This window comes from Thermodesulfobacterium geofontis OPF15, assembly GCF_000215975.1.
GTDB classification, from domain to species: Bacteria; Desulfobacterota; Thermodesulfobacteria; order Thermodesulfobacteriales; family Thermodesulfobacteriaceae; genus Thermodesulfobacterium; species Thermodesulfobacterium geofontis.
This window is the reverse complement of sequence record NC_015682.1, coordinates 440,434-462,024: the sequence shown is the minus strand read 5'-3', so window position 1 is coordinate 462,024 and position 21,591 is coordinate 440,434. Positions and strand designations below refer to the sequence as shown.

Annotated in this window: 20 protein-coding genes, 1 tRNA gene, 1 other RNA gene and 1 pseudogene; 3 read left to right on the top strand and 20 right to left on the bottom strand. The window is 30.9% G+C overall.

The features are described from left to right. Positions 1-78: 78 nt before the first annotated feature. Both pstS and TOPB45_RS02375 read left to right on the top strand, forming a co-directional pair. A pseudogene (pstS, locus tag TOPB45_RS02380) lies at positions 79-956 on the top strand (phosphate ABC transporter substrate-binding protein PstS). Between the two features lie 23 nt (positions 957-979). Further along, positions 980-2,368, top strand: a complete 1,389-nt coding sequence (locus tag TOPB45_RS02375; protein ID WP_013909260.1) for a coiled-coil domain-containing protein — start codon at positions 980-982, stop codon at positions 2,366-2,368. Between the two features lie 39 nt (positions 2,369-2,407). On the opposite strand, the gene TOPB45_RS08510 is transcribed toward TOPB45_RS02375, so the two are convergent. From TOPB45_RS08510 to trpB, 7 genes are read right to left on the bottom strand one after another with little or no spacing between them, the layout of a single operon-like run. Then, entirely contained in the window at positions 2,408-3,325 is a 918-nt protein-coding gene (locus TOPB45_RS08510) for a J domain-containing protein (RefSeq protein ID WP_013909259.1), read from the bottom strand. Positions 3,326-3,362: 37 nt separating this feature from the next. Further along, entirely contained in the window at positions 3,363-4,514 is a 1,152-nt protein-coding gene (locus TOPB45_RS02365) for an iron-containing alcohol dehydrogenase (protein ID WP_013909258.1), read from the bottom strand. Between the two features lie 50 nt (positions 4,515-4,564). Continuing rightward, positions 4,565-5,446, bottom strand: coding sequence for a 4-hydroxy-tetrahydrodipicolinate synthase (dapA, locus tag TOPB45_RS02360; protein ID WP_013909257.1), 882 nt, complete (start codon positions 5,444-5,446; stop codon positions 4,565-4,567). A 19-nt stretch (positions 5,447-5,465) separates the two neighbouring features. After that, a complete protein-coding gene (gene dapF / locus TOPB45_RS02355; protein ID WP_013909256.1) occupies positions 5,466-6,326 on the bottom strand; it encodes a diaminopimelate epimerase in 861 nt (286 codons plus the stop codon). A 47-nt stretch (positions 6,327-6,373) separates the two neighbouring features. After that, entirely contained in the window at positions 6,374-7,462 is a 1,089-nt protein-coding gene (aroB, locus tag TOPB45_RS02350) for a 3-dehydroquinate synthase (RefSeq protein WP_013909255.1), read from the bottom strand. Then, complete coding sequence (trpA, locus tag TOPB45_RS02345; protein WP_236608021.1) at positions 7,459-8,271, bottom strand: tryptophan synthase subunit alpha; 813 nt, start codon at positions 8,269-8,271, stop codon at positions 7,459-7,461. Before trpA ends, aroB begins: the two co-directional genes overlap by 4 nt. Continuing rightward, positions 8,234-9,448, bottom strand: coding sequence for a tryptophan synthase subunit beta (trpB, locus tag TOPB45_RS02340; RefSeq protein ID WP_013909253.1), 1,215 nt, complete (start codon positions 9,446-9,448; stop codon positions 8,234-8,236). Before trpB ends, trpA begins: the two co-directional genes overlap by 38 nt. Before the next feature lie 124 nt (positions 9,449-9,572). Here trpB and TOPB45_RS02335 point away from each other — a divergent pair, with 124 nt between their 5' ends. Continuing rightward, the gene (locus tag TOPB45_RS02335) at positions 9,573-11,324 is read left to right on the top strand and encodes a hypothetical protein (RefSeq protein ID WP_013909252.1); all 1,752 of its coding nucleotides are present in this window, start codon (positions 9,573-9,575) and stop codon (positions 11,322-11,324) included. Positions 11,325-11,333: 9 nt separating this feature from the next. Here the strand turns inward: TOPB45_RS02335 and TOPB45_RS02330 are convergent, their stop codons facing one another. The 13 genes from TOPB45_RS02330 to TOPB45_RS02275 form a co-directional block, all read right to left on the bottom strand. Next, entirely contained in the window at positions 11,334-12,137 is an 804-nt protein-coding gene (locus TOPB45_RS02330) for an ATP-grasp domain-containing protein (RefSeq protein WP_013909251.1), read from the bottom strand. Positions 12,138-12,155: 18 nt separating this feature from the next. Next, entirely contained in the window at positions 12,156-12,425 is a 270-nt protein-coding gene (locus tag TOPB45_RS02325; RefSeq protein ID WP_013909250.1) for a hypothetical protein, read from the bottom strand. A gap of 22 nt (positions 12,426-12,447) precedes the next feature. Beyond that, positions 12,448-13,872 carry a beta-barrel assembly-enhancing protease gene (locus TOPB45_RS08755; protein WP_013909249.1) on the bottom strand — a complete coding sequence of 475 codons (1,425 nt, stop codon included), beginning with the start codon at positions 13,870-13,872 and terminating at the stop codon, positions 12,448-12,450. A gap of 40 nt (positions 13,873-13,912) precedes the next feature. Continuing rightward, positions 13,913-14,009: transfer RNA gene (locus TOPB45_RS02315), tRNA-Sec, on the bottom strand. A gap of 13 nt (positions 14,010-14,022) precedes the next feature. Further along, positions 14,023-14,120, bottom strand: an RNA gene (gene ffs / locus TOPB45_RS08750) — signal recognition particle sRNA small type. Between the two features lie 45 nt (positions 14,121-14,165). Continuing rightward, positions 14,166-14,810, bottom strand: coding sequence for a histidine phosphatase family protein (locus TOPB45_RS02310; protein ID WP_013909248.1), 645 nt, complete (start codon positions 14,808-14,810; stop codon positions 14,166-14,168). Further along, positions 14,807-15,247: a hotdog fold thioesterase gene (locus TOPB45_RS02305; RefSeq protein ID WP_013909247.1), complete on the bottom strand. Its 441-nt coding sequence runs from the start codon at positions 15,245-15,247 to the stop codon at positions 14,807-14,809. Before TOPB45_RS02305 ends, TOPB45_RS02310 begins: the two co-directional genes overlap by 4 nt. Before the next feature lie 39 nt (positions 15,248-15,286). Next, positions 15,287-15,658, bottom strand: a complete 372-nt coding sequence (locus tag TOPB45_RS02300) for a cyclophilin-like fold protein (protein WP_013909246.1) — start codon at positions 15,656-15,658, stop codon at positions 15,287-15,289. Between the two features lie 10 nt (positions 15,659-15,668). Next, positions 15,669-16,784, bottom strand: coding sequence for an ABC transporter permease (locus TOPB45_RS02295; protein WP_013909245.1), 1,116 nt, complete (start codon positions 16,782-16,784; stop codon positions 15,669-15,671). A 6-nt stretch (positions 16,785-16,790) separates the two neighbouring features. Then, entirely contained in the window at positions 16,791-17,900 is a 1,110-nt protein-coding gene (locus TOPB45_RS02290) for an ABC transporter permease (protein WP_013909244.1), read from the bottom strand. Then, on the bottom strand, positions 17,893-19,608 hold the full coding sequence (locus TOPB45_RS02285; RefSeq protein WP_013909243.1) for an ATP-binding cassette domain-containing protein: 1,716 nt from the start codon (positions 19,606-19,608) through the stop codon (positions 17,893-17,895). Before TOPB45_RS02285 ends, TOPB45_RS02290 begins: the two co-directional genes overlap by 8 nt. Continuing rightward, on the bottom strand, positions 19,593-20,558 hold the full coding sequence (locus TOPB45_RS02280) for an HlyD family secretion protein (RefSeq protein ID WP_013909242.1): 966 nt from the start codon (positions 20,556-20,558) through the stop codon (positions 19,593-19,595). Before TOPB45_RS02280 ends, TOPB45_RS02285 begins: the two co-directional genes overlap by 16 nt. Continuing rightward, complete coding sequence (locus tag TOPB45_RS02275; RefSeq protein WP_013909241.1) at positions 20,536-21,588, bottom strand: histone deacetylase family protein; 1,053 nt, start codon at positions 21,586-21,588, stop codon at positions 20,536-20,538. The genes TOPB45_RS02280 and TOPB45_RS02275 overlap by 23 nt, the downstream gene beginning before the upstream one ends. Between the last annotated feature and the right edge of the window lie 3 nt (positions 21,589-21,591).

Sequence of the window (21,591 nt, the reverse complement as noted above, 5' to 3'; positions counted from 1 at the left end):
TAACCTATTTTTAACATTTTTTTAACTCTTTTTTAAAATTACTTTTTTATACTTTTCACAAAAAATCTTAAAAAGGAGGTGAATATGATGAAGTCTTTAATTTTTAAATTTTGGTGTCTTTTAATCATAATCTTTTGCATTTTGAGTCCTTCTTTATCTCAAGCTATTGAATTAACTGGTGCAGGAGCTACTTTCCCTCAACCTGTAATTGAAGCTTGGGCTTATGAATATTATAAACTCACTAAAGTAAAAATCAATTATCAAGGAATAGGTTCTGGAGGAGGAATAAAACAGGCTCAAGAAAAGACAGTTGATTTTGGAGCAAGTGATAAACCCTTGGCTTCTGAAGAATTAAGAAAATATAACTTAGTTCAATTCCCTTTTATAATTGGTGCTGTAGTAATCACTTATAATTTGCCAGAATTAAAAAATATTTCTTTAAATTTAGATCATAAAGCTATCTGTGATATTTACTTGGGTAAAATTAAAAACTGGAATGACCCATATTTGAAAAAATTAAATCCAAAAGTCAATCTTCCTGAACGTCCTATTGTAGTGGTTAGAAGATCTGATGGCTCTGGAACAACATGGCTTTTTACTACCTATTTAAGTAAAGCTTGTCCTGAGTGGAGAGAAAAAGTAGGAGCTGGAACCTCAGTAAATTGGCCTGTGGGAATAGGAGCCAATCTTTTAAATGCTAAGGGAAGTGCCTTTATTACTCCTTCAGTAAAATCAATGCAATCTGCTGTAAGCAATGCAAAATGGAAAATGGAGAAGGAGCATCTTTTATTCTTATACCTCTTGATAAACCTAATGCAAAAGAGGTAACTAAATTTTTTAAATGGGCTTTTGAAAGGGGTAGTAAAATAGCAGAAGACTTATACTATATTCCTTTACCCAAGAATTTAGTTCATCTCATCTATGAATACTGGGGGAAATATAAAATTAATCCTTAAATAAAAAATTAAGGAGGTTTGCTATGGGAAAAACTAAAAAACGCTTTAAAAAAGGATTAGCTTTAGCACTTTCCTTAGGAGTTTTAAGTCTTTTTCCCTCTTATGCTAAGGCTTTAACAGAAGAAAAGTCTTTAGATGCAAAAATTGCTGAACTAAAAACTCTTCTTGAAGATTATGAAAAGAAAAAGGAAGAGATTAAAAAACTTCTTTCAGAATTAGAACAAAAAGAAAAAGAGCTTAAGCAAAAAGAAGGCACCTTAACTTCTATGGTTGAAAAGGTAGAAAAGGCTAAAGATGAAGTGGAGAAAAAAAATAAGAAGCTTGATGAAATTATTAAGGCTCTAAAAGGATTAAATGTAAATGGTTTGTGGTATATCTCTTATATGAATGGAAAGGGGAAAGATGTGGGAGGTGAAGCTGGAGATGATAAACAGAGAAGTCAAGTTGCTATTAAAAGAGGATATGTAAGATTTACCAAAAATATAACTCCTTGGTTTGATGCCCATGTAACTTTTGATGTAACTCAAGTAAAAGAAGAGCTTCAAAAACCAAATAAAACTAATATAGATGGTTCTATAATGGTAAGAACTAAATATATTTATGGAAAGTTTAAATTCCCGGATATGGGATTTTTAAAAAAGCCTTTCTTAGAATTTGGACAGGTTCATTTTCCTTGGCTTGATTATGAAGAAAATTTAAATTGGTATAGATGTCAAGATACAATGTTTACAGAAAGAAATGGTCTATTTAATTCTGCAGATTTTGGAATTACCTTCATGGCACTTCTTGGTGAAGAAATGCCTGAATGGTACAAAAAAAGGGTTAATCCCTCTTATGCAGGAAGATATGGAAGCATTGCTTTAGGAATTTATAATGGTGCAGGATATCATGATAGAGAAAAAAATAATGATAAACCTATTGAGGCAAGAATTACTTTAAGACCCCTACCAGATCTCTTACCTGGTTTTCAGATCTCCTATTTCGGAATTAGAGGAAAGGGGAACGTAGAGAAAAATCCTCCTAACTGGCGAGTAAATCTTCTTTTTGCAAGTTATGAACATGAATATTTTACTGCTACTGCTCAATATTACTGGGGACATTCAAATCAAAAGGGTTCTGATGATTATGATAAGGATGGCTATTCCTTTTTCTTAGAACTTAAACCTTATGCCTTCTCAAGCCTTCCTATAAGTTTAATTGCAAGATATGATTATTTTGACCAAAATGATGATCAAAAGGATTTAGCTGATAAAATAGTAGATGAAAGTAAAAGATACATTTTGGGAATTGTTTATCATCTTGATAAACCTCACAAAAATATGCTTGTTCTTGATTATGATTATGTAAATTATGAAGATAAATTGCTTAAGGATGACAAAAGATTACAATTAACCTTGCAAGTAGCATTTTAATCCTTACCTTCATACTACACCTATTATTTTTGGGGGATTTTAATCCCCCTTTTTTATTTTAAGGAGTTCTTCAAAAATTTTTCTTAATTCTATAAATCTTTCGTGAGAACCTCCTTTGTCTGGATGAAGCTCTTTTGCCTTTTTTCTAAAAATTTTCAACAACTCCTTTCTTGATAATCTTTTTAATTCTTCAACAGGAATACCAAGGAGCTCAAAAGCTTTAAAATAGATCTCTTTTTCTTTAAAATAAAACTCCTTTGGTCTTGGGAAAAAGGGAACCATATCAAAATATATCCATATATATCTACAAAAATAATTTCTATGAAGTTCCTCTGAGCTTATACCCATTCTAAAGGTTTCATCTTCCAAAATTTGACAAAAATTATTTAAAAAAAGCCTATCTATATCTTCTTGAGTTGCTCTGGAAGATATATAAGAAAGACCAAAAATTGCCATAAGATATCTTATTTTTTCTCTATGTTTTAGTCTATCTTCTAAATCCCAAAAATAGTTTTCCAATTCATCTCTTGATTTCTCACAAAGTTCACTTAAAAAGGGATAAGGAATATCCATATATTTTTCTGGATTTGAGATCCCAAATTTTAAAACCAATCTTCTTTTAATATCAAAGGGATGGATATCTTTTATAGAAAAGGTTTTGTGTACTTTTTTAATACTTTTAGGTCGAGTAAATTGAAGAATTATTCTTTGTGCTTCAGGATTTAAAAATCTAAAAAATAGCCTTTCTAATTCCCATTGATCTACTTTATATCCAAGTTCTTCTAATTTTTCTTCTAAATCTATAGAAAATGCAACTTCACTGTAATAGGTTATATAATTTTCTGGAAATTCCCCAAGATTTAAGATAGTTTTACTTTTCCAATAGGGAGCTTCATAATAGGATTCTTTTAAAGAGTATTCAAAATGTCCAGCTACAGGTCTTCTTGCAATATACATATTTTTATTTTAAAACTTATTTAAAAAAATAAAAGCTCTATTTTATTGCTTTTTTTAATATCTCTTCAATTACTTCTTTAGAATAAAGGTTTTCTATTCCCCAAATTTTGGCAATATTATATCCCTTTTCTGCAATCTCTGGAATTTCTTTTTCTGAGATATTTACTTCTTTTAAACTTACAGGAGCACCTATTTTTTTAAACCAGTTTTTAAGTGCAGATATACCATCTTCAGCAGAAGAAACACCGAAGATTTCTTTAGCAAATCTTTCAAATTGAGATTTATTTTCCTCTTTATACCAGCTCATCCATGCAGGGATTACAATTGATAAACAGGCTCCATGAGGAAGGTCATAGATACCTCCCAAGGCATGTGCTATTAAATGATTAGGAAATAGACCTCCACCAACTCCAGTTCTTGTTAATCCATTTAAAGCAAGTGTTGAAGACCACATAAATTCAGCACGGGCTTTATAGTTTTTTGGATCCTTTAATATGATTTCTGTAGTTTCCATAACTGTCTTTATGAGCCCTTCTGAAATTCTATTTGACAAATTAGGACAAACTTTACAAGTAAAATAGTACTCAATTATGTGTGCTATTACATCAACTGCAGCATAGGCTTGATACTGAGAAGTTACTGTATAAGTTAGTTCTGGATTTAGAATAGAGACTCTTGGAAAAATATGTTCTGAGGCAATATTTAATTTTTCTTTAGTTTCCTCATTAGTAATTACAGCAAATCCATTCATTTCAGAACCTGTTGCAGCTAAAGTAAGGATAGTATAAATAGGTAAAGCAGTTTCAATAACTTCCTCACCTTTAAAATATTTCCATATATCTTTTTTAGTTTTTGCTCCCACTGCTATAGCTTTTCCTTCATCAATTGCTGAACCTCCACCTACAGCAAGTATAGCTTTCACTTTATTTTCTTTAGCTTTTTTAATTCCCTCTCTTGTATGAGATAAAACTGGATTAGGTTTAACCCCTGAATGTTCTATAAAATCAATACCAGATTCTTTTAAAGCTTTTACTACTCTATCATATAGACCAATCTTTTTAATTGATTCTCTACCATAAACAAATAACACTTTCTTAATCCCATCTTTCTTTAAAATCTCTCCAATTTTTTCTTCAGTTTTTTTACCAAAAATTATTTTTGTAGGCACATAAAATTCAAAGTTTTCCATAATCCCCTCCTAATTTTTATTTTAAAAAATTTAATGTTCCACGTGGAACATTAAATTAAGCCATAATTTTCTTTTAAAATAGTCTTTAGAGTTTCTAAGGACTTTTCTGAAAGTTGAGACAAAGGAAGCCTTACCTCTGGAGTTTCAATTTTACCCATAAGCCAAAGTGCAGCCTTAGCTGGAACTGGATTGGTTTCAACAAACATAGCTTTATAAAGAGGATAAAGTTTTAAATTTAATTCTTGAGCTTTAGCTACCTCTCCATTTAAAGCACTTTCCATAAGTTGAGACATTTCTCTTGGCATAACATTTGCTGCAACAGAAATAACTCCTTTTCCACCAAGCATAACTGTTGCATAAGCAGTAAAATCATCTCCCGAAAGAATAGTAAAATCCTTAGGGCATTTAAGTAAAAGCTCAGTTACCTGTTTAATATCACCGCAAGCCTCTTTTATAGCCACAATATTTTCAATTTGAGAAAGTTTAGCAGTTGTTTCAGGTAATAAATTAACAGAGGTTCTTCCAGGCACATTGTAAAGAATAATGGGAATATTAGTATTTTTAGCAATATAACTATAATGCTCATAAAGACCATTTTGAGTTGGCTTATTATAATAGGGAGTTACTATCAAAGCTGCATCAAAACCCATTTCTTCTGCAAGTTTAGTATATTTGAGAACTTTCTGAGTATCATTTGTTCCTGTCCCAACAATTAAAGGGACTTTCCCCTTTGCCTCTTCTAAAGCTATCTCCATTACCCTTTTTCTTTCCTCTAAATCTATGGTCACTGCCTCACCAGTTGTTCCAAGAACTAAAATTCCGTGAGTTCCCTCTTGAAGATGCCATTTTATAAGATTTCTTAATGAGGCTTCATCTACTTTTCCATCTTTAAATGGTGTTACTAATGCTACTATAGAGCCTTGTAGTTTCATATCCTCTTACCTCCTTTTATTATAGTATAGCCTCTTTTTTTATTTTTCCTTCAAAGACAAATCTTGTATCTCCCTCAAGATATATTTTGTTTTCCTCATCTTCAATATAAACTGTAAGAATTTCTCCGCTTTTAGTTAAAAGATCAACTTTTTTATCAACCAAACCAAGTTTATAAGAGATATAAGCTGATGCGCTTGCACCTGTTCCACAGGCTAAAGTCTCTGCTTCAACTCCTCTTTCATAAGTTCTAATTTTTAAATATTTTTTATCACCTTCTACTAATTCTACAAAATTTACATTTGTTCCTGCAGGCTTAAAAATTTCATGATATCTTATCTTAAGACCTATTTTTTCTACTGGTGCTGACTCTATATCATCCCAAAAAATAACCACATGAGGAACCCCGGTATTAACAAAATGTGCCATAAACCAATCATAATCAGTTCTTATAACCAAATTAAGCTTTAAATCCTTTGGTGAAGTTAAAGCTACTTTTACCCTTTCCCCTTTTACTTCAGCATAAATAAGTCCAGCTTTGGTTTCAAAATAAAAGGGACTTTTAAAAAGCCCAAGTTCTTCAACCAATCTTGCAACACATCTTGCTCCATTCCCACACATTTCAGCTTCACTTCCATCTGAATTAAAAAATTTCCAAGAAAAGCTTGCAGAAGAAGTACTCGGCTTTTCTAATAAAATAAGACCATCTGCTGAAATTGAAAATTTTGGTCTACAAAGTTTTTTAGCAAGGATCTTTCCTTCTTCTGAGGTTATTTTTTCATCAAAATTTAAGAAGATTATAAAGTCATTTCCTGAAGCAGAAAGTTTATAAAAAGTCTGATCTTTTATCTTTTTAAATAAACGGTCTAATTTTTCATCCATCAAAATTAAAATTTAGCAAACCTTTCAAATTTTTCAAAATTATATTTCTAAAAACACTTTAAAAAAACTTCCTTTGCCTCTTCAAAAGAAGAAAATTCGTAAAATTGAGCTTTACCAATTTTTTTTAAAAGAACCATGGTTAATTTCCCTTTCCATACCTTTTTATCTTTAGAAAAATGAGAAATTAGCTTTGAAGGATCTAAATTAGAAGATAGATGAGAAATTTCATAGGGCATATCAAGACTTTTAAGAAGTTTGATCAATGGTTCTGAAACGCTTTCTTCAGCAATTCCTAAAATTTCTGAAATTTTTGCTTCTATAACCATTCCTACAGCTACAGCAAGCCCGTGAGGTATACTATAATTAAGCTCAGTCTCTATAGCATGTCCTATGGTATGCCCAAAATTAAGAATTCTTCTTAAGTCCTTTTCTTTCTCATCCTTAGAAACTACATAAGCTTTAGCTGAAGTACTTTCAAAAATTATGTATTCAAGATCCTGAGAATTTAAATTATAAAGCTCTTTACCCTTTTTTGAAAGAAAACTAAATAGCCTCCTTTTCAAAATACATCCATACTTAATAACCTCTGCAAGCCCATTTTTTATTTCTTCTATGGGGAGACTTTTTAAAACTAAAGGATCTATATAAACCTTTGCTGGTTGATAAAAAGTGCCTATTAAATTTTTGCCTTCAGGGAGATCAACCCCGGTTTTCCCTCCAACAGAGGAGTCAACTTGAGCAAGAAGGGTAGTAGGAATCTGAATATAAGGGATACCTCTTAGATAAATACTTGCAAGAAAACCAGCTACATCACCAACTACACCCCCTCCCAAAGCTATAATTATATCTTTTCTATCAAAATTCTTTTGAATAAGTGCTCTTGCAAGAGAAATAACTGTATCTATATTTTTTGAAGCCTCTCCTGCAGGAAAAGAAAAAATTTCTGCTTTTATTTGGTTTTTTTTAAGGTTTTCATATAACCTTTTAGCATAAAGGTCTTCAACTATATGATCTGTAACTATGGCAATTTTACCAAAATTAAAATTTTTCTTTAAGTCATTAGGAATATCTTCAAAAACATTTTCTTTAATTATAATTTCGTAAGAAGGTTTAGTTTTTACTTTAAGAATTTTCATTTTAGAGATTTAAGAAATTTCTTGATTTCCTTAGGTGCCTTTTTTTCTTTATCTTCTACAATTTTTACAATAGCACTTCCTATAATAATGGCATCTGTATAAGGAGAAAGCATTTTTACATGTTCTGGCTTTGAAATGCCAAATCCTACAGCAACAGGAATCAAAGACTGGTTTTTAACCATTTTTAATCTTTCTACTACATCATCAGGAAGTTTATCTCTTGCTCCAGTAATTCCTGTTAAAGAAACATAATATAAAAATCCAGAAGATTTTTTAGCAATTTTTTTAATCCTTTCTTCTGGGGAAGTAGGTGCAGCCAAAAAGATGGTAGCAAGACCTTTCCCTTTATTTGCTTTAAGCCAGGGACCAGCTTCTTCAATAGGAAGATCAGCTATTATAAAACCTGAAAGACCAGAAGCTAAAGCACTTTCAACTGTTTTTTCTAAGCCAAAACGATAAATAATATTATAATAGGTCATACAAACTATAGGGATGGGATATTTATTTTGATTTAGTTTTTCTATAAATTCAAAAAATGCGGAAAAATCAGGCTTATTTTTTAAAGCTCTAACTACAGCTTTTTGAATAGTTGGACCATCTGCAACAGGATCAGAAAAAGGAAATCCAAGTTCTATACAAGCAGGTTCTATTTCTGCAAGTTCCCAGAGAATAGCAGATGTAGTTTCTAAATCTGGATCCCAGCAAGTTATATAAGGGATAAAAGGAATATCTCCCTTTTCTTTTAAATCTCTTATACGTTTTTCTATTAATTTAGCTCCCTTTTTCATAGGATTTTTTATTTTTTTCAAAATATTCTTTTACAGCCATTACATCTTTATCTCCTCTTCCTGAAAGATTTACAACTACTATACTTCCCTTAGGAATTTCTTTAGCAATTTTTATTAGATAAGCTATAGCATGAGCTGGTTCAAGTGCAGGGATTATACCCTCTGTTTCGGAAAGAATTTGGAAAGCAGATAAAGCCTCTTCATCTGTTACTGCAACGTATTCTGCCCTTTTAATTTCTTTAAAATAGGAATGTTCAGGCCCTACACCTGGATAATCAAGACCCGGAGCAATAGAATGAGCTCCCTTTATTTGTCCTACCTTATCCTGTAAAAGATAGCTTAACATACCATGAAGCACTCCTGGCTCTCCAACAGAGAGTGTTGCTGAATGATAATCTGTATTTAATCCGTGTCCTGCTGCCTCAACTCCTATAAATTTTACTTTTTTATTTTTAAAAAAGGGATAAAAAATGCCCATAGCATTAGAACCACCACCTACACATGCTATAATTATATCAGGAAGTTTTCCTTCTTTTTTAAGTATTTGTCTTTTTGTTTCTATACCTATAATGCTTTGAAAATCTCTAACTATTGTGGGATAAGGATGGGGGCCCACTACAGAACCTATTACATATAAAGTATTTCTAACATTTGTAACCCAATCTCTTAATGCTTCATTTATAGCATCTTTTAAGGTCTGTGTTCCAGAATAAACAGGTATAACTTCTGCTCCTAAAAGTTTCATTCTAAAAACATTTAAAGCTTGTCTTTCAGTATCTTTGGCACCCATATAAACAACACATTTCATATTGAGAAGAGCGCAAGCTGTAGCAGTAGCTACTCCATGTTGACCTGCTCCAGTTTCAGCAATAATACGTTCCTTACCCATTCTTTTTGCAAGAAGAACTTGACCAATTGTATTATTGAGCTTGTGAGCCCCTGTGTGTAAAAGATCTTCTCTTTTGAGATAAACTTTTATATGTCCCCCTAAGTATTTGGAAAAATTTTCGGCATAATAAAGAGGAGTTGGTCTACCTGCGTATTCTTGAAGTAAAGTTTTCCACTCTTTCCAAAAGGATTTATCTTTTTTAATTTGAAAATAAGCCCTTTCTAACTCATACAAAGCTGGGATAAGTGTTTCCGGAACAAAACGTCCACCAAATTTTCCAAAATAACCCCTTTTATTAGGAAGTTTCATAACATTTTCCAATATAAAACCATTTCCAATTTAAGCAAGTTCTTATATTAAGATTTAAATAACAATTTGCCGAAAAATTAAAATAATTGCTTTTAAATTTAATTCTTTATGATAGAGTAAAAACATGAGAGTTGCTATACACATAACTCATGAAGCTTTATATAAAATTGGTGGAATAGGAGAGGTGATAAATCAATTGTGTATCTCTTCTTCTTATCTTTCCTTTTTTGATAAAACTCTTTTATATGGACCCCTTTTTGAATATATAGGTTCTCCAAGTACAAGGCTTGGAAAAGACGGAACAGTCTTTTTTTCAAGTAAAGATCATTACGATACTAAAAATTTTAACCAGCTTTTTAAGTTTCTTCTTGAAAAATATAACATTGATATAGTTTATGGAGAAAGAAAAATTGTTAATGAGCTAAATCCTAACAAAACTTCTACTGTAGAAGTTTTGTTAATTGATATAACCCATATGAATAAAGAGGTGATAAACTTTTTTAAATATCTATTTTGGGAAAATTTTGGACTTCCTTCAGATAGATATGAACAAGATTGGGATTATGAACAATACTTTAGAATTGGGATTCCCTATTTTGAATTAATTTCCCTTTTATATCCTTCTGCAAAAGAATTCTATCATTTTGCTCATGAATACATGGGAATACCTTCTTTGTTAAGCCTTGAATTAAACCCCTCTTTTAAAGCACAAAATCACAAAAGAATCTTTTATGCCCATGAAGTTGCTCCTGTTAGAAGAATTGTAGAAAATTTGGGAGGTTCAGATATAAGTTTTTATAATATTCTTAAGTTTGGGAAAGAAAGAGGGCTTTCTTTAGAAGATATTTTTGGTCCTCAAGATGATTGGTATCGTACTCCCTTGGTAAAACTTGCTAAAAGATTTGATAAAATATTTGCAGTTGGAGATTGGATAGTTGAAGAATACAAATTTTTATGCCCCGATATTTCTCAAGATAAAATTGCTATTGTTTATAATGCTACCTCTTCAGATCATTATAGCTTAGAAGCAAAATTAAAATCCCAAGAAAAAATTAAAAGGAATTTAAAAAGTAGATTCGGCTTTCCTGAAATAGACCTTATTATTACCCATGTTTGTAGATTAGTTAAAAGTAAAGGAATATGGCGTGATTTTATTCTTTTACCTTATTTAGATAATCTTTTTGAAAAAAACAATTTATATGGAATTTATATCCTTCTTTCTTCTTTAGTTGCAACTGGTAGATCTCCTCAAGAGGTAGAAAAAATGGTAAAAGAATATTGTTGGCCCTTTGAACATAGAGTTGGCTGGCCTGATTTGATAGGTTATGAAATAGAAATATATAAATATGTAAAAACCTTTAATCTAAGATCAAAAAATATAAAAGCCCTTTTCATTAATCAATTTGGACTTTCTAAAAGAAAATGTCCTACTCTATTTACTGAAGATATTGATACTCTTGATTTAAGAGTTGGCTCTGATATAGAGCTGGGGATGTCTATTTATGAACCCTTTGGTATTGCTCACATAGAAACTTTACCTTTTGGAGGTTTTTCTATCCATTCTACCTCTTGTGGGGTTTCCTTTTTCTTAGAAAAAACCTTTGAAAACACTTTTAAACCCTACTTTAGTTTAGATTTTATTTCTGCAGGAAAAAATTTCTCAATCGATTCCCTTAAAAACTTAACTGAAGAAAAAAGATACGCTTTGGAAGAATACTATATAACTAACAATATTTCTAAAATCTTTGAAAAGATACCAAAAACCTTAAAAGATAAAGAGAAATTTTTAGAAGAAATTGCAAAAGTAGGTCATAAACTTAATTGGGACTATGTAATTGAAAACTATCTTATCCCACAAATTAAAAACCTGTCTTAAAAATAATCTTTAGGGAGTAAGATATTCAACAGGACTATATTTTTCTTCCCATTTTTTGTAAAATTCTTGATGTATCTTTTTAATAATTTCTTCATATTCTTTATGATTTATTTTAGCTCCTTTTATTCCTCCTTTAAGACTTATTTCTGAGATATAAGGTCCTTTATCTCCAATATAAATTAAATCTAAATGGGCATAAGGAAATTTGCCTCTTTCCATAACTTTTTTACAGAATTCTATCTCCTTTTTATTTAATTCATAAGAATTTGCTTTTCCTCCCATAAATAAGTTTTTTCTAAAATTATAGGGGTTCACTCTTTCATAAGCTTCTATATAATATTCTCCTAAAACCACAACTCTTATATCTCTTACATTTTCAAAAAAGGGTTGTAATACAAAGGGATAAGGTAAAACTGGACTCCCTGCAATATTAAAAATCTCTTCCAAAGAATTCCAGAGTCTTACTCCTAATCCACAATTTGCTCTATCATCTTTTGTGACAAATTTTTTAAAGGTACTTTCTAATTTAGACAATTCTGAAATAGCTGAAAGTAATGTAGTTTTATCACGAATGGCAAAAGTATGAGGAAGAATAAAATCTTTTAAGATTTCTGCTTGTAAAGTTTTAGAGGTACTTAAAACTTGAGATAAAAATGATGGAAAGGCTTCTACCTTTCTATTTAATAAATCTATTATTAATCCTATTTCTTCTTTTTTTAAAGGTAATCTTATCCCTATAAGATCCCCTTCTTTAAGTTCTTGAAAATATTTTTTAAAAGCTTGGTAACTAAGAACTATATAATAGGGACGCAAATCTATTTACCAATTTTGTTATCTTTTTAGTCTTGTAAGGTCAGCATTACATATTCCGCAAAAGAATTTTATAGGACCTAAAACTTCCAATTCTTCTTCTATAGGTTCTAAGGTGCCATCTGGATTTTGAATATAAGTAATAAAGATAGTTGCATTTTCTATTACTTCATAAAAATCCTCACTATTATTACAATAGGGGCAAACTATTTTTTCTTTATATTCTATACTAAAGGGTTTTCTAATTTTTATTTTATGGGTTCTTATTGAAGAAACATTCTTTTCTGCCATATTAAAACTTCCTCCCTCAAAATTATTCCTTTTTCTCTATAGTTTCTATAATTTTTTTTGCCTCATTATACATTTTATCTTTTTCAGATAAAAAAGAAAGGGCTTTTTTATAATGAAAATAAGCTGTCTTATAATCACCTTTTAATTCAAAATATTTGCCAAAATAAAAATGGGCTTCTCCATCTTTATTAATTTTAGAACAAACTTTTCCAAAATAAAAATAAAAATAAGGGTCATTTTCTAATATTTTTTCTTCTTTTAATTTATTAAAGATTTCATAAGCCTGAAAAGTTTGAAGAGTTTCTGCTAATGCTCTTGCTTTTAGATATTGCTGTTTTAAATAAACTATTTTTTCAAAGGGTTTATCAGTTCCTACTAAGTTTTCAACCTTTTCAAGAATAACCAACGCATTCTGATAATCTCCTGAATTAAAATACATTTCAGCAAGATCTAATAAAAAATATGGTTTACATGGAAGTTCCTTCAAGGCTTCTTCCATTTCAGAAATTCCCTCTTTAAAAAATCTTTGTTGTGCTAAAGCAAGGGCTAAAGAATATTTAAGCCAAGGATCTTCTTTAGTTTTTAATTCTTCTCTATACCTTAATACTAAATCTGCAGGATCCTTAGACATTACATTAGCTTTGATAGCTATTCTTTTAAAATAATAGAGGTCTGAACTTATAATGGCTGAAGAATAATTAGAAGATCCATATTTATTAGCTAAATCAATTAAATAACTCATTCTTTCTTGAGGTAAAGGATGGGTAAGTAAATATCTATAACTAAGTTCTATAGCCAAATTACTTTTTTGAGAAAGTTTTTCCATTATTTTAACCATTCCCCAGGGATTATATCCAGTTTTAGTTAAAATTTGAAATCCTGTTCTATCAGCTTCTTCTTCATCAGCTCTGCTATAAGACAAAAGTTTAGTTTCTGCAAGAGCTAAAGAAGTTATATTTACAGCTTCTCCAGCTTTACCTCCACCTAATAAAATCGCAGCTAAAGTCGCAGCTGTAATTGTTATTTGCATTTTTTTTATATCTTCCAATCTTCTTGCTATGTGTCTACATATATTATGTGCCATTTCATGAGCCATTATCCCAGCAAGTTCATCCTCTGATTCTATACTTTCAAAAATACCAGAGTTTAAAAAAATATATCCTCCGGGAACAGAAAAGGCATTAAAAGAATCTTCTTTTATAAGGTAAAATCTAAAATTAAAGGGAGAAAAATCTAATCCCCTTTTAGTTAATAAATTTCCTATACTATTTATATAGGCTACTAATTCCATATCCTGAATAAACTCAACCTTTGAGGATAGTTCTTGAAGAACCTGTTTTCCTATTTTTTCTTCTTCAGGAAGAGTTATTAAGGCATAGCTTAATTGATTAGTTAAAAGAAGAAAAGCAAGAAAATAAAGAAAAATTTTTAATAATATTTTTTTCAATTTGTAAGATATTTTAAAAAAGTTTAAAATTTTTATTTTTTGGCGGAAGCGTGTGGGAATTGAACCCACCCACCCCTTTTATTTTGGGGTGCACCGGGTTTGAAGCCCGGGAGGGACACCAGCCCCCTTACGCTTCCAATTATAAAATGGGGCTATTGGGATACCTGTGGCACCCGGAGAGCCTGGCTACCGTTGCTCCCTTTCGGGCCTGGCGGGGTTCACCAGGATCCGTCGCACAGGTCCCAATAGCCTTATTTAAAATTATAATACCTTTTTAACTTTTTTCAAAAAATTTACCAATAAGCACTCTCAAGCAATACCCCAAGATCCTTTACATCTATATTAATTCCACGAACAAGAATTTGATTATCTTCAAAATGGGTTATAAGAACTCCTCTTAAATGATATATCTCAAAAGTAAAAAGAAAACGACTCTCCAAATTTAAAAGTTCACAGAGAAGCGCCCTTATAAATCCTCCATGAGTAAAAATTACATATAATCCTTCTTCTAAATCTTTTAAACCTTCCCAAAAACTTTTTGCTCTTTTTCTTAAATCTCTAATAGATTCCCCTTCTGGAGGAGAAATAGTATCATTTTTAAATCTTTCCCAAAAAAGAGGCTCTTTATAAATTTCCTCTCTTGGTCTACCTGTCCAAATTCCATAATTTATCTCTTTTAATTCCTCCTTTATAATTAAAGGAATTTTTTTTCTTTCTGATAAAATCTTTGCAGGAAAAAAAGCCCTTTGAAGAGGGCTTGAAAAAATTGCTTTTATAGAATAATTGGAAAGCTCATCAACTACCTTTAGAGATTTTATCTTACCTTCCTCAGAGAGGGGGACATCAAGCTGTCCATAAAATATCTTTCTATATTCTTCAGCAATAAAACCATGTCTTATAAAGATTAAGTTTTGACAAAAACTGCTTATTAAATTCATGAAAAATCACCAATTAAAGTTTCTTCTTTTCGATAAACTTGCCCAGTAAAATGAGCAATTAATCTTTTGCTTTCCTTTTCAAAAACTTTTACTTCATAAAGCCCTGTTCTTTTAGTAAGACCTAATTCTTTAGCCTCAGCATAAAGATATTCTCCTTCCTTGGCAGAAGAAGAAAAATAGATAGTTGATGAAATAGCTAAAGCTAACCTTCCATGAGAGTTTGAAGCAATAGCAAAAGCAAAATCTGCAAAAGAGAAAATAGCACCTCCTTGACACACCTTAGCTGCATTAAGCATATCTTCTCTTACTTTCATACCTATTAAGGCATAGCCTAAGTCTACTTCTATTAAATCTACATTTAGCCAAACAGCAACTTTATCTTTCTCCCTCATAAATTTAGCAATCTTCCAAACCTTTTCCTTCTCCTGACCTTTCATTTTATCCTCCAAAGTTTTTAGTTATTTCCAAAATTACTTTTAAAGAGAAACTATTTTTATTTTCTTAAATTTCTTAAATTTCTTAAGCTTAGCTGGATCCTCTAAAAGTCTACCTATTATATTAACTTCACTTGCAGGAACTGGATTTTCATCTACTGAAGCTGGGGTAGGACCAAAAAAGATAGCCATTGCTTTTCCAGGAGGCCAATATCCAATATCTCCTGCTTTAACTTTAAGGGTGGCTGTTTCATCAAGAGGATATTCTAAAGGGATAGAAAAATAAAATTCATCTCCCCAAGTATTTAGATTTGCTTCAATAGGCAAAATGTCATAAATAGCTTTTGCACAACCTGTATCAAAAAGTTCTGCCAAAACCTCCTCTTTTTCATCAAAAATAAGCTTTATTCTCATTTTTTCCCTCCTATTTAGCAAAACTTTGTCTAAATCTTAATGCTGAAAAGATTAAAAGAAGAATTCCAATTAATATAATTCCTAAAATATCTTTCCATACATATTCTAAGTTATTTCCTTTTAATAAAACTCCATATCCAAAGTCTAAGAAATATCTCATAGGGGAAAGAAGACTAATATATTTAATAACTGGATGCATTGCTTCAGGAGGGCTCCATGCACCTGAAATCATAAGCATAGGAACAAGAATTGCAATTATTACCATCATAGCTTGAGGAAGATTATTAACCATTGTTGCAATAGCAATACCAATGGAGGCCATACTGAAAACATAAATACAGGTTACTGTAAAAAATAAAAATATATTACCTCTCACAGGGACTCCAAAAACACCTTTAACCATTATAAAAAGACTAATAAGGGATAAAATACTAATCACTATTATAGTAAGAATAATTTTAGCTAGAAAAACTTCCCAGCTTTTAACTGGTGTTATAAGAAGTTGTTCAATTGTCCCATATTCCTTTTCTCTTATAAGGGCTGCAGCAGTAATAAGAAGAGAGGTCATGGTTATCATATTAAAAAGCTCTAAAAGACTCATAAACCAAGTACTAAGAACATTGGGATTAAAAAGAACCCTAAGTTTTTCTTCAGTCATAGGAATTGAGTAATTTTTTTTATAAAGATCATATTCCAAAATTTCTAAAGAATAATTGTAAGTAATGTCTGAAATATAAGAAATTGCCATAGTTGAGGTCATAGACATGGTTCCATCAATTATAACCTGAATTTTTGCCTTTCCTTTTTTAAGTTTTCTTTCAAAATCAGGAGGAATAATTATTGCCATAGAGGCTTTACCTCTGTCAAGCCATTCAATTAGCTCTTTGTCAGAATTAACAAATCCAAGAATTTTAAAATAGGGAAGCCTTATTTTGGCTATAAATTCTCTGCTTGCTCTGCTATTACTTTGGTCTTGGATAATAACTGGAAACCTTTTAACTTCTAAGCTTATTCCTCTTCCTCCTGTATAAACAACTACAGTAAAGGCATAAATTAAAATGAAAATCAAAACCCTATCTCTAAAAAACTGTAAAAACTCCTTTTTGAGAAGAGAAAATAATCTCATAAATTTTTAAAGTTTCTTTTTAAATTTAAATATAGTGGTAGAGTAAACTATAAAGGCATAAAGGAAAAGATTAAATAAATTCTCTGAAAAGTAGGTTCCTGGAAGACCTTTTAAATAAATTCCTCTTACTACTCCTAAAAAGTAGGTAGCAGGAATAAATCTACTTATAATCCTTCCGCTAAGTTCCATACTACTAACAGGATAAAGAAATCCTGAATAAAGGTAGGTAGGAATAACTGTAGTGATAAAGGCAATTAACATAGCAGTAATCTGGGTTTTAGTAAAGGTTGAAATTAAAAGCCCCACTCCTACAGTACAAAAAAGATAGAGTAAACTTGCCAAGGATAAAACTAAAAAACTTCCTATAAATTTAGCCTTAAAAATAAAAACTGTTATAAAAAAAAGCATAAGATAAGTTATAAAAGAAACAAATACATAGGGAAGAGCTTTACCAAAAATAATTTCCCATGGTCTTGCAGGTGAAGTATAATAATTAAAAATACTTCCAAATTCTCTTTCTCTAACTACAACAAGTGAGGTAAGAAAAACAGGATAAAAACAAAGTGTAGTAACTAACATACCTGGCATAATAAAATTTTTACTTTCCAATGCTGGATTATACCAAGCTCTTACCTCAACCTCTACAGGAAATTTTAAAGTCTTATACTTTTCAAGCAATTTTTGATTAAACATAGTATTTATGGCAGTAACATATCCTTTAACAACTTCTGCTCTACTTGGATAGGTTCCATCTATTAAAATCTGAACCTCTGCTCTTTCTCCTTTATAGAGTTTTCTTGAAAAATCCTGAGGTATAACAATTAGAGCTCTTATTTCTCCCAAATTTATAAGATGTTCTGCAATTTTATAATCTTCTACAAAAGCATAAATTTCAAAATATTCGTTGTTAATAAATCTATCTACATATTCTCTGCTTAATTTGCTTTTATCGTAATCAAGAAAGGCTACAGGTAAATGTTTTACATCAAGATTTAATCCATATCCTAAAAGAAACATTACCACCATAGGTATTACAAATACAAATGTAAGATAAAGTTTATCTTTTATAAGCTCTTTAAATTCTTTCTTAACAATACCTAAAAGTCTTTTAAACATAGTTTTCTGGATTTTCTTCTAAATCTTTCTTTATAAAATCTATAAAAGTTTCTTGTAAAGATGGTAAAGTCTGAGAAATTTCTATTTTAAATTTTCCTTCTTTAATTAAAATTTTTTCTATTTTTTCTTTATCTTTTTCTGGAGAAAAGGTTCTTAATAAAATTTTATTCCCATAAAGAGATAAATTGGGAAAATCACTCTTAAGCTTTTTAAAAACTTCTCTAAATTCTGAGGTTCTTATTTGTAAAAGTTTTCCTGAAATCTTTTCTGAAGTCATTTTAAGTTCTTCAGGTGTTCCAAGGGCAATAAGTCTTCCTTTATTCATAAGTCCAATCCTGTCACAATTTTCTGCTTCATCCATATAGTGAGTTGAAAGAATTACTGTTATCCCTTCTTCTCTTGAGAGAAAATGTATCATCTCCCAAAAAGATCTTCTTGCAACTGGGTCAACTCCTGAGGTAGGTTCATCTAAAAATACTATTAAGGGTTTGTGTAAAACTGCACAAGAAAGGGCTAACCTTTGTTTTATCCCAAAGGGAATATCTTTAACTAATCTTCCTTCCCAGCCTAATAAACCAAGCTTTTCTAAAAGTTCTCCAAAATTTTTATTTTTTACTCCATATAGTCCTGCATAAAGTTTAATATTTTCTAAAACAGTTAAATCTTTGTAAAGGGAGAATTTTTGAGACATATATCCTATTAATCTCCAGACCTTCGCCTTTTCTTTTTCTACATTATTTCCTGAAATAAAAATTTCACCTTCTGAGGGAGGAAGAAGTCCGCACATCATTTTTATAAGGGTTGTTTTACCCGCTCCATTTGGACCAAGGAGCCCCAAAATTTCCCCTTTCTTTACTTCCAAACTTACTCTATCAACTGCTCTAAATTTTCCAAAAAGTTTGCTTACTCTATTACAAATGAGAATATTAGTTTCTTTTTCAGAAAAGGATGAACTTTTTTTCAAAAAGGACTTAGGTCTTTCTCCAGAAACAGCGGATATAAATGCACCCTCTAAATCGGGTATATTTTCAGGTTTATCTTGAAGAAGAAGCTTCCCCTTATGAATAAGCGCAATTCTATTACATCTTTCTGCTTCATCCATATAAGCAGTAGTCAAAAGAACAGTTATTTCTCTTTCCTGAACCAAGGTATGAATAATCTCCCAAAAATCCTGTCTTGATAATGGGTCAACACCTGTAGTAGGTTCATCAAGAAGTATCACTTCAGGAAGATGAAGAAGGGTACATATAAGGGCAAGCTTTTGTCTCATACCTCCTGAAAGAGCTTTTGCAGGTCTTGAAAGAAAAGGTTTTAGTCTTGTTATCTCAAGAAGTATTTCTTTATTTTTTTGAAAGGTATCTTCAGAGATAAGTCTTAAATCTTTAAAAAAATTCATATTTTCTTCTACTGTAAGGTTGTCATAAAGATTAAGCCCAAGCCCTTGAGGCATATATCCAATAAGTTTTTTTATTTTTTCAGGTTCTTTAACCACATTAATTCCATTTATATAAGCCTCCCCCGAAGAAGGTTCTAAAACTCCTGCCAAAACATGTATAAGGGTTGTTTTACCTGCTCCATCAGGACCGATAAGCCCAAAAACTTCACCTTTTTCTACTTCAAAAGAAACCCCTTCTACAGCTTTTAATTTTCCGTAGACTTTTGATAAATTTTTAACCGTGATAACAGGAGAACCTAAGGTCTTATCCATTCTGCTTTAGGATCAATTTTTATCACCACATCTGCAGGCATACCTGGTTTAAGAAGTTCTTCTTTATTATCTACAAAGACCTCAGCACCAAAAACAAGCTTTACTCTTTCTTCTTTAGTTTCCACATTTTTAGGTGTAAATTCAGCTTGTTCATAAATTCTGGTAATTGTACCATTAAAATAGCGATCTTTATAAGCATCTACATATATCCTTGCTATTTGACCTAATTTAATTTTACCAAGATCAGGTTCAGGTATGTAAACTTTTACATAAAGTTTTTGAAGATCAACCATGGTATAAATTGTTTGCCCTGGATTTACTATTTCTCCTTCTTCTGCAGGTCTTGATAAAATAACCCCGTGAGTGGGTGCATAAATTTTTGTCTCTTTATAAATAACTTCTACCTCTTTTAATTTTTGTAAAGCTGATTTATATTTTGCTTCGGTTTGGGCAATAAATCTCTCATTAACTCTAAATTCAGCAAGAGCTGATTTATAATTAAGTTCTGCTAATTCTAAATCTCTTTTAGAAATTACCCCCTCTTTATACAATTTTTCAAATCTTTCTAAATCTCTTTTAGCTTGTTCTAATTTAACTCTTGATTTTAAAAGATAACTTTCTGCAAGAAGTTTGTTTTGATAAGTTGCTTCGACCTCTTCTTTAGCACTTTTGAATTGAGCCAAAAATTCATCTGGACGAAGTTCAGCAAGTATTTCTCCTGCTTTAACTCTGTCACTTTCTCTTTTATAAAGCTTTATAATCCTGCCCTGAACCTTAGAGGATATGTTTATTTCTTTCCCTTCAATTCTCCCATGTAAAATAAGAACCCCTTTGGGGAGCTTTTTATATTTAAAAAAATAAAAATATCCAGCTCCAAAAAGAATTAACCATAATAAAGCTACAATAAAAATTTTCTTTACATTTATTCTAAATAAGCCAGCTGGTTGCATATCTTAAAAGCTCCTTAAGTGGTTTAAGAATTTTTGCTTCTATTCTTTCAGCTCTTTCTGAAAAGGTTATTTTTTCTGGAAGATCTTTTAATCCCAGAAAAGTTAAAATTAAGTTAGCTACACTCTCTTGAAGATTAACTGCATTATAACCACCTTCTAAAGTAAAAAGGATTCTCCCTTGACAAGTTTTTTCTGCAATGTTTTTTAAAATTAAAGTTAACATGGGAATTCCAAAGTGTGGAGTAACTTCCATATTCCCCAAAGGGTCTCCCTCACAGAGATCAAATCCTGCTGAAACCATAATAATTTCTGGTTCAAATTGCAAAGCTATAGGTCCTAAAAATTCTTTAAAGATATAGATATATTCCTCATCTCCACAATAAGCAGGGAGAGGAACATTCAAAGTAAAACCTATTCCTTTACCTTCACCGATTTCAGAATAATGTCCTGTCCCAGGATAATAGGGATATTGATGAACTGAAAAATAAAGAACTTCTGGATCAGAATAAAAACTCTTTTGTGTTCCATTTCCATGATGTAAATCCCAATCCACTATTAAAATTTTTTTTAGTCCATAGTAATTTTTGGCATAATAGGCTGCTATAGCAACATTGTTAAATAAACAAAATCCCATAGCACGATCTTTCTCAGCATGATGACCAGGTGGTCTAACAAGAGCAAAGGTTCCTCTATAACCTTCTTCAAAAAGTAGTTTTAAAGCTGTTTTTTGTGCTCCTACTGCTTTTAAGGCTGCAAAAAAGGAATATTCATTGGTAGCTGTATCTGGATCAAGTTGAGTATAAGGTTTTCCTTTAGTGTGTTCAATTAAATTATAAAGATATTCACTATGATTCCATAAAATTTCTTCTTTTGTTGCTATATCAGGGGGGAAAACTTCAATATAAGGCGCTATATCTTCTTTTTGTAATCTTTCCCAAATAGCCTGGAGTCTTTGAGGAGATTCTGGGTGAAAAGCTCCTGGATTATGTTTTAAAAATATCTCATCATAGATTATTGCAAATTTTTTCATCTT

What these genes read in the sequence shown, in the direction of transcription:
- TOPB45_RS02375 (WP_013909260.1), top strand. Translation starts at nt 980, where the DNA reads ATGGGAAAAACTAAAAAACGCTTTAAAAAAGGATTAGCTTTAGCACTT.
- TOPB45_RS08510 (WP_013909259.1), bottom strand. Translation starts at nt 3,325, where the DNA reads ATGTATATTGCAAGAAGACCTGTAGCTGGACATTTTGAATACTCTTTA.
- TOPB45_RS02365 (WP_013909258.1), bottom strand. Translation starts at nt 4,514, where the DNA reads ATGGAAAACTTTGAATTTTATGTGCCTACAAAAATAATTTTTGGTAAA.
- dapA (WP_013909257.1), bottom strand. Translation starts at nt 5,446, where the DNA reads ATGAAACTACAAGGCTCTATAGTAGCATTAGTAACACCATTTAAAGAT.
- dapF (WP_013909256.1), bottom strand. Translation starts at nt 6,326, where the DNA reads ATGGATGAAAAATTAGACCGTTTATTTAAAAAGATAAAAGATCAGACT.
- aroB (WP_013909255.1), bottom strand. Translation starts at nt 7,462, where the DNA reads ATGAAAATTCTTAAAGTAAAAACTAAACCTTCTTACGAAATTATAATT.
- trpB (WP_013909253.1), bottom strand. Translation starts at nt 9,448, where the DNA reads ATGAAACTTCCTAATAAAAGGGGTTATTTTGGAAAATTTGGTGGACGT.
- TOPB45_RS02335 (WP_013909252.1), top strand. Translation starts at nt 9,573, where the DNA reads ATGAGAGTTGCTATACACATAACTCATGAAGCTTTATATAAAATTGGT.
- TOPB45_RS02325 (WP_013909250.1), bottom strand. Translation starts at nt 12,425, where the DNA reads ATGGCAGAAAAGAATGTTTCTTCAATAAGAACCCATAAAATAAAAATT.
- TOPB45_RS02310 (WP_013909248.1), bottom strand. Translation starts at nt 14,810, where the DNA reads ATGAATTTAATAAGCAGTTTTTGTCAAAACTTAATCTTTATAAGACAT.
- TOPB45_RS02305 (WP_013909247.1), bottom strand. Translation starts at nt 15,247, where the DNA reads ATGAAAGGTCAGGAGAAGGAAAAGGTTTGGAAGATTGCTAAATTTATG.
- TOPB45_RS02300 (WP_013909246.1), bottom strand. Translation starts at nt 15,658, where the DNA reads ATGAGAATAAAGCTTATTTTTGATGAAAAAGAGGAGGTTTTGGCAGAA.
- TOPB45_RS02295 (WP_013909245.1), bottom strand. Translation starts at nt 16,784, where the DNA reads ATGAGATTATTTTCTCTTCTCAAAAAGGAGTTTTTACAGTTTTTTAGA.
- TOPB45_RS02290 (WP_013909244.1), bottom strand. Translation starts at nt 17,900, where the DNA reads ATGTTTAAAAGACTTTTAGGTATTGTTAAGAAAGAATTTAAAGAGCTT.
- TOPB45_RS02285 (WP_013909243.1), bottom strand. Translation starts at nt 19,608, where the DNA reads ATGGATAAGACCTTAGGTTCTCCTGTTATCACGGTTAAAAATTTATCA.
- TOPB45_RS02280 (WP_013909242.1), bottom strand. Translation starts at nt 20,558, where the DNA reads ATGCAACCAGCTGGCTTATTTAGAATAAATGTAAAGAAAATTTTTATT.
- TOPB45_RS02275 (WP_013909241.1), bottom strand. Translation starts at nt 21,588, where the DNA reads ATGAAAAAATTTGCAATAATCTATGATGAGATATTTTTAAAACATAAT.